The sequence below is a fragment of the Nonomuraea sp. C10 genome (genome assembly GCF_008017515.1).
Classification (GTDB): domain Bacteria; phylum Actinomycetota; class Actinomycetes; order Streptosporangiales; family Streptosporangiaceae; genus Nonomuraea; species Nonomuraea ferruginea.
In genome coordinates this window covers 324,069-338,751 of record NZ_VPFF01000001.1, presented here as the reverse complement: position 1 = coordinate 338,751, position 14,683 = coordinate 324,069, and the positions used below count along the sequence as shown (strand labels likewise).

General features: G+C 71.8%; 16 protein-coding genes. 7 read left to right on the top strand and 9 right to left on the bottom strand.

The window, feature by feature from the left end; all coding sequences use genetic code 11:
• Window positions 1–134: 134 nt before the first annotated feature.
• The gene (locus FR742_RS01575) at window positions 135–911 is read left to right on the top strand and encodes a PaaX family transcriptional regulator C-terminal domain-containing protein (protein WP_148029251.1); all 777 of its coding nucleotides are present in this window, start codon (window positions 135–137) and stop codon (window positions 909–911) included.
• A complete protein-coding gene (locus tag FR742_RS01570; protein ID WP_148029250.1) occupies window positions 908–1,684 on the top strand; it encodes an enoyl-CoA hydratase-related protein in 777 nt (258 codons plus the stop codon). Before FR742_RS01575 ends, FR742_RS01570 begins: the two co-directional genes overlap by 4 nt.
• Window positions 1,685–1,696: 12 nt before the next feature.
• Here the strand turns inward: FR742_RS01570 and FR742_RS01565 are convergent, their stop codons facing one another.
• From FR742_RS01565 to FR742_RS01540, 6 genes are all read right to left on the bottom strand, one after another.
• A complete protein-coding gene (locus tag FR742_RS01565; RefSeq protein WP_148029249.1) occupies window positions 1,697–2,245 on the bottom strand; it encodes a DNA-3-methyladenine glycosylase I in 549 nt (182 codons plus the stop codon).
• Window positions 2,242–3,030, bottom strand: coding sequence for a hypothetical protein (locus FR742_RS01560; protein ID WP_148029248.1), 789 nt, complete (start codon window positions 3,028–3,030; stop codon window positions 2,242–2,244). Before FR742_RS01560 ends, FR742_RS01565 begins: the two co-directional genes overlap by 4 nt.
• Window positions 3,031–3,099: 69 nt before the next feature.
• Window positions 3,100–3,684: a TIGR00730 family Rossman fold protein gene (locus FR742_RS01555; RefSeq protein WP_148029247.1), complete on the bottom strand. Its 585-nt coding sequence runs from the start codon at window positions 3,682–3,684 to the stop codon at window positions 3,100–3,102.
• Between the two features lie 11 nt (window positions 3,685–3,695).
• Complete coding sequence (locus FR742_RS01550) at window positions 3,696–4,493, bottom strand: TIGR00730 family Rossman fold protein (RefSeq protein ID WP_148029246.1); 798 nt, start codon at window positions 4,491–4,493, stop codon at window positions 3,696–3,698.
• Between the two features lie 221 nt (window positions 4,494–4,714).
• Window positions 4,715–5,782, bottom strand: coding sequence for a succinyl-diaminopimelate desuccinylase (gene dapE, locus FR742_RS01545; protein ID WP_148029245.1), 1,068 nt, complete (start codon window positions 5,780–5,782; stop codon window positions 4,715–4,717).
• Entirely contained in the window at window positions 5,782–6,612 is an 831-nt protein-coding gene (locus FR742_RS01540; protein ID WP_396989212.1) for a 2,3,4,5-tetrahydropyridine-2,6-dicarboxylate N-succinyltransferase, read from the bottom strand. Before FR742_RS01540 ends, dapE begins: the two co-directional genes overlap by 1 nt.
• On the opposite strand from FR742_RS01540, the gene FR742_RS01535 reads away from it, so the two are divergent.
• Window positions 6,605–7,513, top strand: coding sequence for a hypothetical protein (locus FR742_RS01535; RefSeq protein WP_261808305.1), 909 nt, complete (start codon window positions 6,605–6,607; stop codon window positions 7,511–7,513). The two genes, FR742_RS01540 and FR742_RS01535, sit on opposite strands and share 8 nt — an antisense overlap.
• On the opposite strand, the gene FR742_RS01530 is transcribed toward FR742_RS01535, so the two are convergent.
• From FR742_RS01530 to fdxA, 3 genes are all read right to left on the bottom strand, one after another.
• Entirely contained in the window at window positions 7,514–8,182 is a 669-nt protein-coding gene (locus FR742_RS01530; protein WP_148029243.1) for a DUF4178 domain-containing protein, read from the bottom strand.
• 119 nt (window positions 8,183–8,301) lie between these two features.
• Window positions 8,302–9,372, bottom strand: a complete 1,071-nt coding sequence (gene dapC, locus FR742_RS01525) for a succinyldiaminopimelate transaminase (protein ID WP_148029242.1) — start codon at window positions 9,370–9,372, stop codon at window positions 8,302–8,304.
• Window positions 9,373–9,490: 118 nt separating this feature from the next.
• A complete protein-coding gene (fdxA, locus tag FR742_RS01520; RefSeq protein ID WP_148029241.1) occupies window positions 9,491–9,811 on the bottom strand; it encodes a ferredoxin in 321 nt (106 codons plus the stop codon).
• Window positions 9,812–9,916: 105 nt separating this feature from the next.
• Here fdxA and FR742_RS01515 point away from each other — a divergent pair, with 105 nt between their 5' ends.
• From FR742_RS01515 to FR742_RS01500, 4 genes are all read left to right on the top strand, one after another.
• Complete coding sequence (locus tag FR742_RS01515; RefSeq protein WP_148029240.1) at window positions 9,917–10,147, top strand: hypothetical protein; 231 nt, start codon at window positions 9,917–9,919, stop codon at window positions 10,145–10,147.
• Between the two features lie 17 nt (window positions 10,148–10,164).
• On the top strand, window positions 10,165–11,226 hold the full coding sequence (locus tag FR742_RS01510; RefSeq protein ID WP_187280948.1) for an ABC transporter substrate-binding protein: 1,062 nt from the start codon (window positions 10,165–10,167) through the stop codon (window positions 11,224–11,226).
• Window positions 11,227–11,327: 101 nt separating this feature from the next.
• Window positions 11,328–12,104 carry a methyltransferase domain-containing protein gene (locus FR742_RS01505; RefSeq protein WP_148029239.1) on the top strand — a complete coding sequence of 259 codons (777 nt, stop codon included), beginning with the start codon at window positions 11,328–11,330 and terminating at the stop codon, window positions 12,102–12,104.
• Window positions 12,105–12,240: 136 nt separating this feature from the next.
• Entirely contained in the window at window positions 12,241–14,679 is a 2,439-nt protein-coding gene (locus FR742_RS01500) for a hypothetical protein (protein ID WP_222708812.1), read from the top strand.
• The last annotated feature ends 4 nt before the right edge of the window (window positions 14,680–14,683 follow it).

The window sequence follows — 14,683 nt, the reverse complement described above, 5'->3', positions numbered from 1 at the left end:
CCTCCCGAAACGGGTGGTCGGCGTATTCACGTCTTCTGTGATGTCCTATTCTCCCGCATCGAGAGCCCTCATGGGTAACGATCTCCTCCCAGAATGCGTTGTCGAGCGGGGCGAAGCCATCCAAACTGGACTTCGTGCACGCACGCGCCGCCCTGTTCGACCTGTATGGAGACCACCTGCGCTCTCGCGGTGGGCAGGCGTCCGTGGCCGCTCTCGTCCGATTGATGAAACCCCTGGAAATCGCCGCACCGGCCGTGCGTACAGCCGTTTCCCGCATGGTCAGGCAGGGCTGGCTGCGGCCGGTCCGGCTGCCGCGCGGGCCCGGCTACGGTCTCACCCCGAAGTGCGTCAGACGGCTGGATGAGGCGGCGCTGAGAATTTACCGAGCCGGAACCTTGAGCTGGAACAGCCGCTGGCACCTGATCGTGTTCCCGCCCGTCAAGGAACGGCCGCGCCGCGAGCGGATCAGGATCACGCTGGCCTTCCTCGGCTACGCGGCGCTTTCCGAGAGCACCTGGATCGGCCCGCGTTCCTCCGCCGAGCTGGACCACCTGCTGGAGAGCGAGGGAGTGCGGGCCGATAGGTTCGAGGCGGCACTGGAGGGCGACCCGCGCGAGCTGGTGGCGCGGGCCTGGGATCTGGACGCCATCGGCGAGGCCTACGAGCAGTGGCACGCCGAGGCCGACACACTGATCACCGCCCTGCCCGCCCAGGCCAGGCCCGACCTAGTCTTCGCGACAAGGAGCAAGCTCGTGCACGGATGGCGGAACTTCCTGTTCCGTGACCCCGGCCTGCCGCCCGAGCTGCTGCCCGCGGGCTGGCCGGGTGAGAAGGCCAGGGCGTTCTTCGAGCAGGAGGCAGCCCGGCTGCTGCCCGCAGCCGCCGCGTTCGTCGACAGGGAGTTGCATTGATCCGTTATGACGTGGCCGACGCCGTCGCCACCATCACGCTCGACCGGCCCGACGCGATGAACTCGCTGACGGCGGAGGTCAAGACCGCCTTGCTGGACGCGCTGCGGCGGGCGGCGGCCGACCCCGGAGTGCGCGCCGTCCTGCTCACCGGCTCGGGCCGGGCCTTCTGCGCGGGGCAGGACCTGCGCGAGCACGCCGCCAACCTGGAGGCCGGCCGCGGCCTGGACAACACGGTGCGCGAGCACTACAACCCGATCATCGAGCTGATCACCACGATGGACCAGCCGGTCGTCGCGGCGGTCAACGGGGTGGCCGCGGGCGCGGGCGCCGCCCTCGCCTTCGCCTGCGACCTGCGGATCGCCTCGGAGAAGGCCAAGTTCGCGCTGGCGTTCGCGGGCATCGGGCTGGCGCCCGACTCGGGCGCCTCGTGGACGCTGCAGCGCCTGGTCGGCCTGGGCCGGGCGACCGAGCTGATGCTGCTCGGCGAGCCCGTCACCGCCGCCCGCGCGCTCGAGCTCGGCATGGTCACCCGCGTGGTGCCCGCCGACGACGTGCTCAAGACCGCGCACGAGCTGGCCGTACGGCTCGCGCAGGGGCCGACGAAGGCCTACGGCGCCACCAAGCGGGCGCTGGCCCACGCCGCCGCGCGTCCGCTGCCCGAGGCGCTGGCGCTGGAGGCCGACCTGCAGGACGCGTGCGCGGCCACCGACGACCACCTGCGGGCCACGGCGTCGTTCCTGGCCAAGGAGCAGCCGGTCTTCCACGGCCGCTGACGGCGCGCGGGCTCAGGCCCGCGCCACGCAGCCCTTGATGTGATCGTTGACCAGCCCGATCGCCTGCATCAGCGCGTACGAGGTGGTCGGGCCGACGAACCTGAACCCGTGGCTCTTCAGCTCCTTGGCCAGCGCCTTGGACGCGGGGGTCACGGCGGGCACGTCGGCCATGGTCGCGGGCACCGGAGCGGACGGGTCGGCATATTTCCAGACCAGGTCGGACAGGCCGCCCGGCACCTCCATCGCCGCCCTGGCGTTGGCGACCGTGGCCTCGATCTTGGCCCGGTTACGGACGATGCCCACGTCGGCGAGCAGCCGCCGCACGTCGTCCTCGGTGTACGCGGCCACCTTGGTGATGGCGAAGCCGTCGAAGGCCGCACGGAAGTTCTCCCGCTTGCGCAGGATCGTCAGCCACGACAGGCCCGACTGGAACGCCTCCAGCGTCACCCGCTCGAAGACCCGGTCGTCGCCCCGCACCGGGCGGCCCCACTCCTCGTCGTGGTAGGCGAGGTAGAGCGGGTCGGCCATGCCCGCCCACGAGCAGCGGATCACCTCGCTCACGCCCGCCCGTCCCCCTCCTTGCCGCCGTCTTCGCCGCCGGTCTTGTCCCCGCCGCCGTCGCCGTCTTTTCCGCCGAAGACCCGCACCAGCTCGCCTGCGTCGCCGGACCCCTCGGAAGACCGTCGCCGTGTCTCGTCGCCCGTCTCGTCCCGGTCCGCCGAGCTCTGCTCGGCCTCGTCCCGCTCCGCCAGACCCTGCTCGGTCTCAGACCGTTCAGACTCGTCCCGCTCCGCCGGGCTCTGCTCGGTCTCGGGGTCTTCGGGCTCGTCGTGTTCGGATGATGCGGCGAGGTCCTGGCCGTCGGGACCCACCCAGGAGACCGGCTCGTGCTCGACGCCGGCCGGCGCCTCCAGCGCGGACGGGGGCACGTGACCGTTGGACGGCGGGCCGCTCTCGGCGGTCAGCGCGAGGGGCGAGGCGGGCGGCTCGTGCTCGGTGCGCGGCCCGTTGCCCGGCGCGGCGTAGACCTCCTGGCGGGCGTAGAGCCTGCTCGACAGCAGCTCCGACACCCGCTGCTCCAGGATCGCGATCCTGGTGTCACGCGCGCTGATGGCGTTGGCCATCCGGCGCAGTGACTCGTCGACGCTCTGCGTGTGGTAACCGATGAGGTTGACCGGCAACTGCAACGCCAGGACGTCGACCGCCGCGAGATTGCCCGCCTCGGGAAGGTTGAGCGGCGGCACGTCCGGCGGGAACTCGGTCAGCTCACCGCCCTTGCCCAGGGACACCAGAACCACGCCGGCCAGGATGGCGAGCGCGGCGATGGCGAGGATGACCAGCAGCACATTGGCATCGTACTCATACCACCGGGGCACGAGTCCCGCACTTGCCCCACCCGGTGCGCAGCCGGGCGCTCAGTCGACGGCCTCGCTCAGCTCCTCCACGCTCGGCCGGACAGGCTGCGCGCGGGCTTCGAGATGGGCCAGCGCCTCGTCGACCGTGGTGGTCCAGGAGATGGCGTCGAAGACGCCGGCACGGGTGAACCCGGCGTCGTACATGCCGCTGACCAGGTCCCTGAGCGGCCGGTAGAGCCCCCAGGGATCGAGGATCACCAGGGGACGGTCGTGGATGCCGAGCACCCTGGCCGTCCAGATCTCGAACAGCTCCTCCAGCGTGCCGATGCCGCCGGGCAGCACCAAAAAGGCGTCGGACCTGGCGTCCATCTGGCCCTTGCGCTCGCGCATGTCGGCCGTGACGATCAGCTCGTCGGAATCCTCGTCGGCGATCTCGATCTCGAAGAGGACCTGGGGGATGACGCCGATCGTGCGGCCGCCGGCGGCACGGGCCGCCCTGGTGACCTCGCCCATGCAGGAGACGGTCGCGCCGCCGCTCACCAGGGTGTGGCCGCGCCGGGCCAGCTCACCCCCCACCTCGGCCGCCAGGCGGAGATACTTGTCGTCGATGTGCCGGCTTGAGGCGCAGAAGACGCAGATGTTCACGGAGAGCCAGCCTATTGCGGCTCGGCCACCTGCGCCCTGACGGACTCCTCCTCGTCCTCCCGCCGGCGCGACCGGTTCAGCTCGGAGTCGGTGATGATCCGCACCGCCTCGTCCACGTCGTCGGTGACCGTGATCAGGTCGAGGTCGTGGGGGGCGATCTTGCCGGTGCCGCACAGCTGGCTCTTGACCCAGTCGAGCAGCCCGCCCCAGAACTCCGAGCCCATCAGCACCACGGGGAAGCTGGTGACCTTGTGGGTCTGGACCAGGGTGAGCGCCTCGAACAGCTCGTCGAGCGTGCCGAACCCGCCGGGCAGCGCGATGAACCCGCACGAGTACTTCACGAACATGGTCTTGCGTACGAAGAAGTAGCGGAACTCGATGCCGAGGTCCACGTAGTCGTTCATACGCTGCTCGAACGGCAGCTCGATGCCGAGCCCGACCGACACGCCGCCGTCGACCTCGGTGGCGCCCCGGTTGGCCGCCTCCATGACGCCGGGCCCGCCTCCGGTGATCACCGCGAAACCGGCCTGCGCCAGCGCCCTGCCGAGCTCCCGGCCCACCTTGTACTCCGTCGAGTCGGCGGGGGTCCTGGCCGAGCCGAACACGGTGACCGCGCGGGGGAGCTCGGCGAGCTGGCCGAAGCCCTCGACGAACTCCGCCTGGATCCGCAGCACGCGCCACGGGTCCTGGTGCACCCAGTCGGCGGGCCCCTGACGGGCCAGCAGCCTCTGGTCATGGGTCGACTCGGGCACCAGGTTCCCGCGCACCACCGCCTGGCCTTGCCGCCGTTCGCGGCGATTCGCTCTCATACGGACCACGCTATCCCTCAACAGTTCGCTGGATGTCCGGTATCTGCCTACCCTGCGGGGACGGGGCCGGGATGCCGTCAGGAAGGCCGCCGGAAGAATCTTGAAAAACTTCCCGGGAAACCTGGAACCAGATTTCGCGACCCCTGCGTCTAACCGGCGAGGGTGCTGCTCGGGACTGAAAGTGGCTCTCCCCGTCAAATGGCCGGCGAGGAGAGCCACTTTCACTGTTTCCGGCCCCCGGTGAGCCAGGCGCGCATCGCCCGCTCGCCCTCCACGATCTTCTCCAGCGTCACGTACTCGCCCTGCTGGTGTGCCAGATTGGGGTCGCCGGGGCCGTAGTTGACGGCCGGGACGCCCAGGTCGGAGAAGCGCGCCACGTCGGTCCAGCCCAGCTTGGCCCGCGGCGTGCCGCCGACGGCGGCGGTGAAGGCGGCGGCCACCGGGTGGGTCAGGCCAGGCCGCGCCCCGGGCGCCGCGTCCACGAACGCGACCTCGTACCCGTCGAACACCTCGCGCACGTGCGCCCGCGCCCGCTCGACCGTCAGGTCGGGGGCGAAGCGGTAGTTGACGGTGACCACGCACTCGTCGGGGATGACGTTGCCCGCCACGCCGCCGCGCACGCCGACCGCGTTCAGCCCTTCGTGGTACTCCAGCCCGTCGACCACCGGCCGCCGCGCCTCGTAGGCGTTCAGCCTGGCGAGCACCGGCTCGATGCCGTGGACGGCGTTGACCCCGAACCACGACCTGGCGCTGTGGGCGCGCTTGCCGGTGACCCGGATCTCGGCGCGCAGCGTGCCCTGGCAGCCGCCCTCGATGACGCCGTCGGTCGGCTCCATCAGCACGGCGAAGTCGGCCGCCAGCCAGCCGGGGTGCTCGCGGGCGACCCGGGTCAGCCCGTTGCGCGCGGCCTCGATCTCCTCGCAGTCGTAGAAGACGTACGTGACGTCGCGGACCGGGTCGGGCACCGTGGCCGCCAGCTTCAGCGCGACGGCCACCCCGGCCTTCATGTCGGAGGTGCCGCAGCCGTAGAGCAGGCCGTCCTCGACCCGGCTGGGCAGGTTGCCGGCGACGGGCACCGTGTCGAGGTGACCGGCGATCACCACCCGCTCGGCCCGGCCCAGCGTGGTGCGGGCCACGACGGTGTTGCCCGACCTGTCGACCTTCAGGTGCGGCAGCCCGGTCAGCGCCCGCTCGACCAGCCCGGCGAGGTGCTCCTCCGCGCCGCTCACCGACTCGATGTCGACGACGGCCGCCGTCAGCGTGCGGACGTCCTGCGTCAGGTCAAGCATCAGGTGTTCACTCCGTGTTCGCGCAGCACCTCGTTGAGCGCTGCCTTGTCGTGGCGCCGCCCCGGCTCCAGGCGCTTGAGCACCAGGACGCAGGGCAGCCCGAACGTCCCGCCGGGGTACTCCTTCTGACGGGTGCCGCCCACCGCCACGCACCAGTCGGGGACGCGGCCGCGGGCCAGCTCCTCGCCGGTCTGGACGTCGACGACGGGCATGGACGCCGACAGGATCGTGCCGGCGCCGACGACGGCGCCGCGGCCCACCCGGGCGCCCTCCACGATCATCGCCCGGCTGCCGATCAGCGCGCCGTCCTCCACCACCACCGGCGCCGCGTTCGGCGGCTCCAGCACGCCGCCGATGCCGACCCCGCCGGACAGGTGGACGTCGGCGCCGATCTGGGCGCACGAGCCGACCGTGGCCCAGGTGTCGACCATGGTGCCCGGCCCGACGTAGGCGCCGGTGTTGACGAACGACGGCATCAGCACCACGCCCGGCGCCAGGTAGGCGCCCCAGCGGACGATCGCGCCCGGCACCACCCTGACCCCGTCGAAGGAGGTCTTCAGCGGCACCCTGTCGTGGTGGTGGAAGTCGCCCACCTGCGACCTGGCCATGCCGAGCACCTTGAACGCCAGCAGGATCGCCCGCCTGGCCCGCTCGTCCACGACCACCTCGTCACCCGACGGCCACGCCGCCCGCGCCTGCCCCCGGTCGAGCAGGTCCACGGCGGCCACCACCGCGGCGCGAGCCTCCGCGTCGGCCGGTGACAGCTCGGCGCGCCGCGCCCACAACCGGTCGATCGCCGGTGACAGGGTGCTCACTTCGGTCATGGCCACGGAGCCTATCCCGCCGGGTAGGTTCTACAGCGTGCACCTGCGCTTCTCACGGGGAGTCATCACCATCGCGGCGATCGTGCTGATCCTCGCGGTGGGCATCTCGTTCGGCGTCTACCAGTTGCTCAAGCGGGCGCCCAAGCCCCTGGCCGTCCCCGAGGCCCACTGCGTCGTGCGCACCCCCGGCGGCGATCGGGAGATGGACATCGAGCAGGCCCGGATCGCGGCCACCATCGCGGCCGTGGCCGCCCGGCGCAAGCTGCCGGAGCGAGCCGTGGTGATCGCGTACGCGACGGCGCTGCAGGAGTCCAAGCTCTACAACCTCGACTACGGCGACCGCGACTCGGTCGGCGTGTTCCAGCAGCGCGAGTCGCAGGGCTGGGGCACCAAGAAGCAGATCATGGACCCCGTCTACGCGACCGAACGCTTCTTCGCCGCCCTGGTCAAGGTCAAGGGCTACCGCAAGATGCCGGTCGCGGAGGCGGCCCAGGAGGTGCAGCGCTCGGCGGCCGGCTACGCCTACGGCCCCCACCAGGAGGAGGCGGAGATCCTCGCGGCGGCGTTCACCGGGCGCGTCCCGCGCGCCGTCCACTGCTGGTATCCGCCGGAGACGGGCCAGGCCGGCGATGCGCAGGCGAGCGGCGGCAAGGCGGGCGCCGAGCAGGCCGCCGCGCCCCGGCCCAAGACGGCCCAGGCCCGCCGCCAGCTCAAGCGGGCGCTCGGCAGCACCACCGTCACCGGCAGCAAGCGCGGCTGGCTGATCGCCGCCTGGTCGGTGGCCCACGCGCAGAGGTACGGGCTGAGCCGGGTGGAGTACGCCGGCGCCCGCTGGTCCAACGACACGCGGGTGGAAGGCTGGGTCGACGGCAGCGCGTCCGGCAGCCGGAAGGTCGAGCTGGCCTGACTAGGAGGAGGCGCGGCTGATGATGCCGATCGAGCCGGGCGGCAGCGGCTGCGCGTACGCTGCCGTCCACGCCTGGCCCTGCACCCGCTCGAACGACAGCAGCCGCCCGTCGGTCGACCGGTAGTCGGCGAAGTCGAGCAGCCCCCTGTCGGGCTTGCTCGTGCTGCCCTCCGACCGGAACGCGGCGGTGCCCCGCTCCAGCGGGTGGAACTCGACGTCATCCATGATCAGGCTGCTCCGCGCCGGGACCATGCCCTGGGTGGGCACGTCGGTCCAGAGCAGCACCTCCAGGTGCGGCGGCTGGTCGGGGGTCTGGCCCTTGCGCATCTCGACCGTCAGCCACTGGACGCGGCGGGCGCCGTCGCGCAGGCGGTACTCGACCCACTGCTGGCCCTGCCACGACACGTACAGGGCGCCGAGCACGCGCACCGGCGACCCGAGAACCTCGATCTTGTCGCCGACCCTGAGCGTGCGCGGGTCGGTGTAGTCGATGCCGGCATGCCCGGCCGCCGCGACCGGCGCGGGTAGCGGGGGCTCGGCGGGAGCGACCTCGACCGGCTGCTCGACCGCCGTGCGGTCCTTCCTGTCCTGGCGCAGGGTGGCCAGGAACGCCCCAAGCAGGAGGAGGACGGTGGCGATGCTCAGCCCGAGAACGACCATGGAGGTCATGCTCATCGTACGGCTCGCTCCACTCGCGGTTCGCCTCGGCGAACGCCCGGTATCTACTTGTGTTGCTGTTTATCCGGCTCGCCCCTTCCGACGACGGGAGGGGCGTTTGAGGGGCGATCCTACTGGAGGCGGCGCACTGCCGCATCGATGCGTTCGTCAGTGGCCGTGAGCGCGACCCGGATGTGCCGCCCACCTGCCGGTCCGTAGAACTCACCGGGCGCGACCAGAATGCCGGTTTCGGAAAGCTTGCCGACCTGATCCCAGCAGTTCCGGCCGTCGGACGCCCACAGGTAGAGCCCGGCCTCGGAGTGGTCGACGCGCCAGCCGGCCCGCTCCAGCACCGGACGCAGGAGGGCGCGTCGCGCGGCGTAGCGCTCGCGCTGCTCGTCGGCGTGGCGGTCGTCGCCCAGCGCGGCGGTCATCGCCGCCTGCGCCGGCTCGGGCATCAGCATGCCGGCGTGCTTGCGGATCTCCAGCAGGCGCTTGATCAGCGCGGGGTCGCCGGTGACGAAACCGGTGCGGTATCCGGCCATGTTGGACCGCTTCGACAGCGAGTGGACGGCGAGCAGGCCCTCGTGGGACCCCTCGCACACGTCCGGGTGCAGGATCGACACCGGACGCTCCTCCCAGCCGAGCTCGATGTAGCACTCGTCGGAGGCGACGATCGCGCCGCGCTCGCGCGCCCAGGCCACCACCTTGCGGAGGTGCTCCACGGGGAGCACCTTGCCGGTCGGGTTGCCCGGCGAGTTGACCCAGACGAGGTCGGCCTGCTGCGGGCCGAGCGCGAGCAGCCCGTCGGCGGCCGTGCCCGCGGCCCCCGCCAGCCTGGCCCCCACGTCGTAGGTGGGATAGGCCAGCTCGGGGAAGACCACCCGCTTGGCGCCGAGATAGGTCGGCAGCCAGGCGACGAACTCCTTGGAGCCGATCACCGGCAGCACGTCGCGCTGGTCGACCCGTACGCCGTGCCTGCGCGCCAGCCAGCCCGCCGCCGCCTGCCGCAGCGCCTGGGTCCCGTGGGTGAAGGGGTAGCCGGGGCTGTCGGCCGCCCGGGACAGCGCTTCCTGGACGAGCCCCGGCACCGGGTCCACGGGAGTGCCGACCGAGAGGTCGACGATGCCGCCGGGGTGCGCGCGGGCGCGCTCCTTGTACGGCTCCAGCCGGTCCCAGGGAAAGTCAGGCAGCTTGTTCACGGTTCTCCAGGCTCATACGTACGGGCTGGGACCGCGCACCCGCACGGCGGGCACGCGGCGCGTGCGGCAACGGCCTGCCGCCCCGCCGTGTGAGCGGCCCGCGCGCGGGCCGCTCCGGTTACTCGCTCTGCGGCGGGAGCGCCGCCACGACCGGGTGGTCCTTCTCGATCTTGCCGACCTTGGACGCGCCACCGGGCGATCCGAGGTCCTCGAAGAAGTCCACGTTGGCCTTGTAGAAGTCCTTCCACTGCTCGGGAAGGTCGTCCTCGTAGAAAATCGCCTCGACCGGGCACACAGGCTCGCACGCTCCGCAGTCGACGCACTCGTCGGGGTGGATGTAAAGCATGCGCTCGCCCTCGTAGATGCAATCGACGGGGCACTCCTCGATGCACGCCTTGTCCAGGACGTCCACGCAAGGCTGCGCGATGACGTAGGTCACCTCGAGCTCCTTCTTCTCCGCACCATGGCATGACTCTGACCGCGGTTTGCTACGCCCTAGTATTGCCGTGCCTGCCAGGCGACTGAAACGGAGGGTGGCAAACTCGTGGCCGCTCGCCTCGTGATCACTATCTCAGCATCCGACGTCGGAGCGCGCGTCACCACGCGCAGGCGGGTCCCGGAAGGGTTCAGAGACGCCGTCGGCACGCTCGAATCGTGGGAGGGCGGAGTGCTGCGCGTCCGCAAGCGCGACGGCACTCTCGTCGAGATCCCGGAGGAGACGCTGGTCGCGGGCAGGGTGGTTCCGGCCGCGCCTCCTCGACCTGGACGGAAGTAACGGTAAGTATTCATTGTGTGACCGTACGTACCTGCGCCGCCGTAGCCGCCATCCTCGCCAGCGCCGGATGCGGCGCGTCGCCGTCCGCTGAGCAGCCCGGCTCCGGGCCTCCCGTCAACGTCCATGCCGCCTCCCTCAAAGAGGGCTTCGGCACCATGGAACGGCTGGTCCAGGCGGCCCAGAAGGAGGGCACGCTCACCGTCGTCGGGCTCCCCCGCGACTGGGCGAACTACGGCGAGATCATCGACGCCTTCGCCGAGGAGTACGGCATCGAGGTCAAGCAGCTCGAACCGGGGGCCAGCAGCCGCCGGGCGCTCGACACCGCCGCCAAGCTCAAGCCCGACGTGTTCGACCTCACCCTGGAGGAGGCGGTGGGCGCCGGCGGGCGGTTCGCGCCGTACAAGGTGCAGGGCTGGCTCGACGTGCCCGACCACGTCAAGGATCCGGCCGGCGCCTGGTACGCCGCCTACGGCGGCTACATGTCCATCGGGTACGACCCCCGCGCGGTGCCCGCACCCGCCTCCTTCGCCGATCTGGCCAAGCCCGGATACAAGGTGGCGCTCGACGGCGACCCGCTGCGCTCCCAGGCGGCGTTCTCCGGCGTGATGGCCGCCTCCCTGCGGGCCGGCTCGCCGCAGCCGCAGCAGGGGGTGGCGCTGTTCGCCAGGCTCAAGCAGGCCGGGCAGCTCACCAGTCCGGCCTCCGCCAACACCGTCGTGACCTGGGACCACGTCAACGCCGCCCGCGAGGCCCGTGACTCGGCCGCCTGGAAGGTGGTGATCCCGAGGGACGCGCCGCTCGGCGCCTTCCACGTGCAGGCGATCGACAAGGCCGCGCCGCACCCCGCCGCCGCCCGGCTGTGGCAGGAGTTCCTCTTCTCCGACCAGGGCCAGAACCTGTTCCAGAAGGGGTGGACGCGACCGGCGCGGGGCGAGGCGATGCTCATGCGCGGCACGCTCGACACCGAGCAGGCGAGCAAGCTGCCGAAGGCTCCCGGGCCGCCCGTGCTGCTGACGATCCCGCAGACCGACGCCGGGAAGACCTACGTGAAGAAACAGTGGGCAAAAAGCACGGGGTGATACCGGTGTGATCAGGTATGTCGCTGCGACAAACTGGCTCTAAAGTGAACCGACACTACGGCCACGGGGGCCCGATGTCTCACGATTGAGAGCTGATCGTCTTGCGATATGACACACCGGGCCTGGAGCGGTGGAACAGTCGCGCCTACGACAGCAGCTTCGGCTACGTCTCCACCCAGGGCGCGCCGCTGGTGGACCTGCTCGACCCGCAGCCGGGTGAGCGCGTCCTTGACCTCGGCTGCGGCACCGGCGTGCTGACCGCCCAGATCGCCTTCCGCGGCGCCGAGGTGCTGGGGATCGACGGGTCCTCCGCCATGATCGAGAAGGCGCTCGCCCAGTATCCGGGCATGAACTTCATCGTCGGCGACGCGCACGACTTCACCGTGGCCCGCCCGTACGACGCCGTCTTCTCCAACGCCGCGCTGCACTGGATGAGCCGCGACCCCGACGCCGTGATCGCCAGCGTGCGGGAGGCGCTGCTGCCCGGGGGGCGGTTCGTCGCCGAGATGGGCGGGGCCGGCAACTGCGCCGAGCTGACCACGGCGATGCTGACCGCCTGGCGCGAGCACGGGCTGCGCGAGCCCGAGCTGCCGTGGTACTTCCCCTCCCCCGCCGAGTACGCCCGGCGGCTGGAGTCCGAGGGTTTCGTCGTGCGGCTGCTGGAGTACTTCGACCGGCCGACGCCGCTGGAGGAGTGCCCTGGAGGGGCCGCCGACTGGGTGAGGATGTTCGCGTCCTCGGCGCTCGACGGGCTGGCCCCCAGCCTCGTCGATCCCCTGCTCCGGCGGGTGAACGAGCTCGCGGCGCCCGCGCTGCGCCGGGAGTCCGGCTGGATGGCCGACTACGTGCGCCTACGGTTTGCCGCCGTTCGGCGCTGATGCGTAGTGCAGGATGCGTAGGGCTGTTTTGCCGGACTATGGTCTCTTCAGTGGGTGGCGCGATGATGGCACCGCGACACGGCGTCGCATGGCCCGCGACGGCACGGCGGCGTGAGGGGCTGGTGAACGGAACGGGATGAATTTCTGCCTGAGCGACCTCGTACCACCGTTGAGGTGGAGCGACACGTCCACGATCACGCTGCTCACCGGGCAGCCGGGGCTGCCGGACGCCTGGTGGCGCAGCCTGCCCATGCCGCGGGTGCTCGCGGCCATCGGGCCCGAGTCGCTGGGTGAGCTGCTCACCGAGATCGCCATCGAGCACTGGCCCGCGGCCGCCGTGGGTGACGTGCTGCCGGCGCTGCACATGCTCGACCCGGACGAGGCCGACGAGCCGCACGTGGCGATCGCGCTCGACCGGGCCGGGTCGTGGCCTGGGTTGCTGGCGCTCACCAGCCGGGAGCTGAGGGACCAGCCCTTCGTCCAGGCCCGGCCGGTGCTGACGGCGCTGTTCTCCGCCGCCCTGGTGCGTCTGTCGCCGTCGTCCGGCGCCGCCCCGGGCGAGGGGGCCGGCCGGCCGCTCGTCCGCGAGTCCGCCGGGGAACCCGCGTCCCTCCTCGCCGAACAGCCGGTGGACGGACCCGCGCCCCTCCCGCACAGCGCCACCCCCAGAGAACTCACCCCCGTCGACGACGCGGCCGAAAACGACCTCCAGGGCGACCCCGCGCAGAAGGACCGAACGCCTCACGGGGACCTCGCCCTTGACGAGGACCGGACGCCTCGCTCGGACCGCTCCCCCGAGCACGACCGAGCGCCTCACGCGGACCTCAGCCGCGACGAGGACCGCGCCTCCAGCGAAGAGCACGACCTCGCGGGCCGAGCCGGCGCCGACGCGGCCCGTACGGACGGCGACACCGCCGATGACGAGCGACCCGAGGCGGAGGTCCCCGCGTCCCACAGGGAGCTCGCCTCCGTAGACGGCGACACCGCCGACGAAGAGCATCCCGAGGCGGCACAGGTCCCCACGTCCCACGAGGAGCTCGCCTCCGTAGACGGCGACGCCCCCGACAGGACGGAAACCCCCGAAGAGGACCTCCAGGGCGACCCCGCCCAGGAGCCCCGAGCGCCCGGCTCCGACGAGGAGCAGGCGGCTCGTGAGGACCTCGGCTCCGACGAGGGCCGCGAAGCCGGTGAAGAGGGTGTGGCGGGGCACGAGCTTGCTCCTGGGGGCGCCGATCTTCAGGACGGTGACACCGCCGACGACGAGCGGCCCGAGGCTGCCGAGGAAGGTGGCGACTCCGGTGGGGCGGAGACGCCGGAAGGCCGCCGGGAGGATGGGGCTGAGGAGGGCGTCGCGCCGGGGTTCTTCGCTGTGCAGGACTCGGGCGGGCGGCAGGAGGAGGCCGGTGGGGAGCCGGTGGAGGCCGCCCCTGGGGCTCCGGAGGAAGACTCGGATCTGCCGCAGCTCATAGAGGCCGCGTTCGCCCATCTTGACGACAAGAGCTGGGCGGTCGCCCAGAACCGGGTGTTCACCGACCAGCCGTCGGCCGTGGACCAGCTCGCCAAGCTGTTCGCCGTGGCCCCCGCCGAGATCACCGCCACCGAGGACCGGCTGCGCGCCATGCTCGACGAGTGGCTGGCCAGCGACGAGGCCGCCCCGTACCGGGCGCACCTGGAGGAGCTGCGCGAGAAGATCGGCCCGTCCGCTCCCAAGGAGCGCCTGATCAAGGCCGCCGACTGGCACGGCAAGGAGATCAAGGCTCTGGAGGTGCCCGCCTGGCAGTTCGTGCTCGCCACGCTGCCTGACCAGCCGCTGCCGCAGCGCTCGCCGGCGTCGCCGTCGGCGTTCAGCGCGCCGTACGGCAAGCTGCCCGAGCCGCCGCCCCCCGCCTTCGCCCCGAAACCGGCCCCGAAACCAGTACCGAAGCCGGTCCAGAAGCCGGCCCCGACAGGGTTGCCGCCCGGGTTCATGCCGCCCGATCCGGTGCCGTCGCAGTTCCAGGCGTTCGCCCCGGCGGTGCCGGTGCAGAGCGAGGAGAACGGCGCGGCCGGCAAGCCGTACCAGCCGCTGAAGGACGTCTCGCAGACCAGGCGCTGCTTCCGCCAGCCCGACGGCCGGTGGTGGCTGCGCGTGGACGTGACGGCCGAGCAGCTGAGCGGCGGCGAGTGCCCGCTGCCGACCGGGTTCGCCGCGTACCTGGGGCTCTCGCCGGGCGAGAGCAAGGCGGCCAGGAGCGCCGCGGGCGAGCTGACCATGACCTGGCACGGCCGGCCGGTGCTGGAGTCGATCGACAGGCTGCTGGCGGACGTCGGCGCGAAGGAGGGCGGTCACCTGTTCCTCACGCTGTCGGACGAGGGCGTGCTCCGGGCCCGGCACCTGCCGGTCGCCGCGGCCGGCGCGGAGAAGATCACCAAGGCGCTCCGCCTGGTCGGCTACACGGCCCCGGGCGGCACCCGCGACCAGGCGGCGCGGGTGATCGCGACGAGGATCGGCATGACGGGCCCGGTGAAGCTGCCGGACCTGCTCACCAGGCTCCGCGAGCGCGGGGACCGCGACCTTCTCCAACTCCTGGACTGATGCG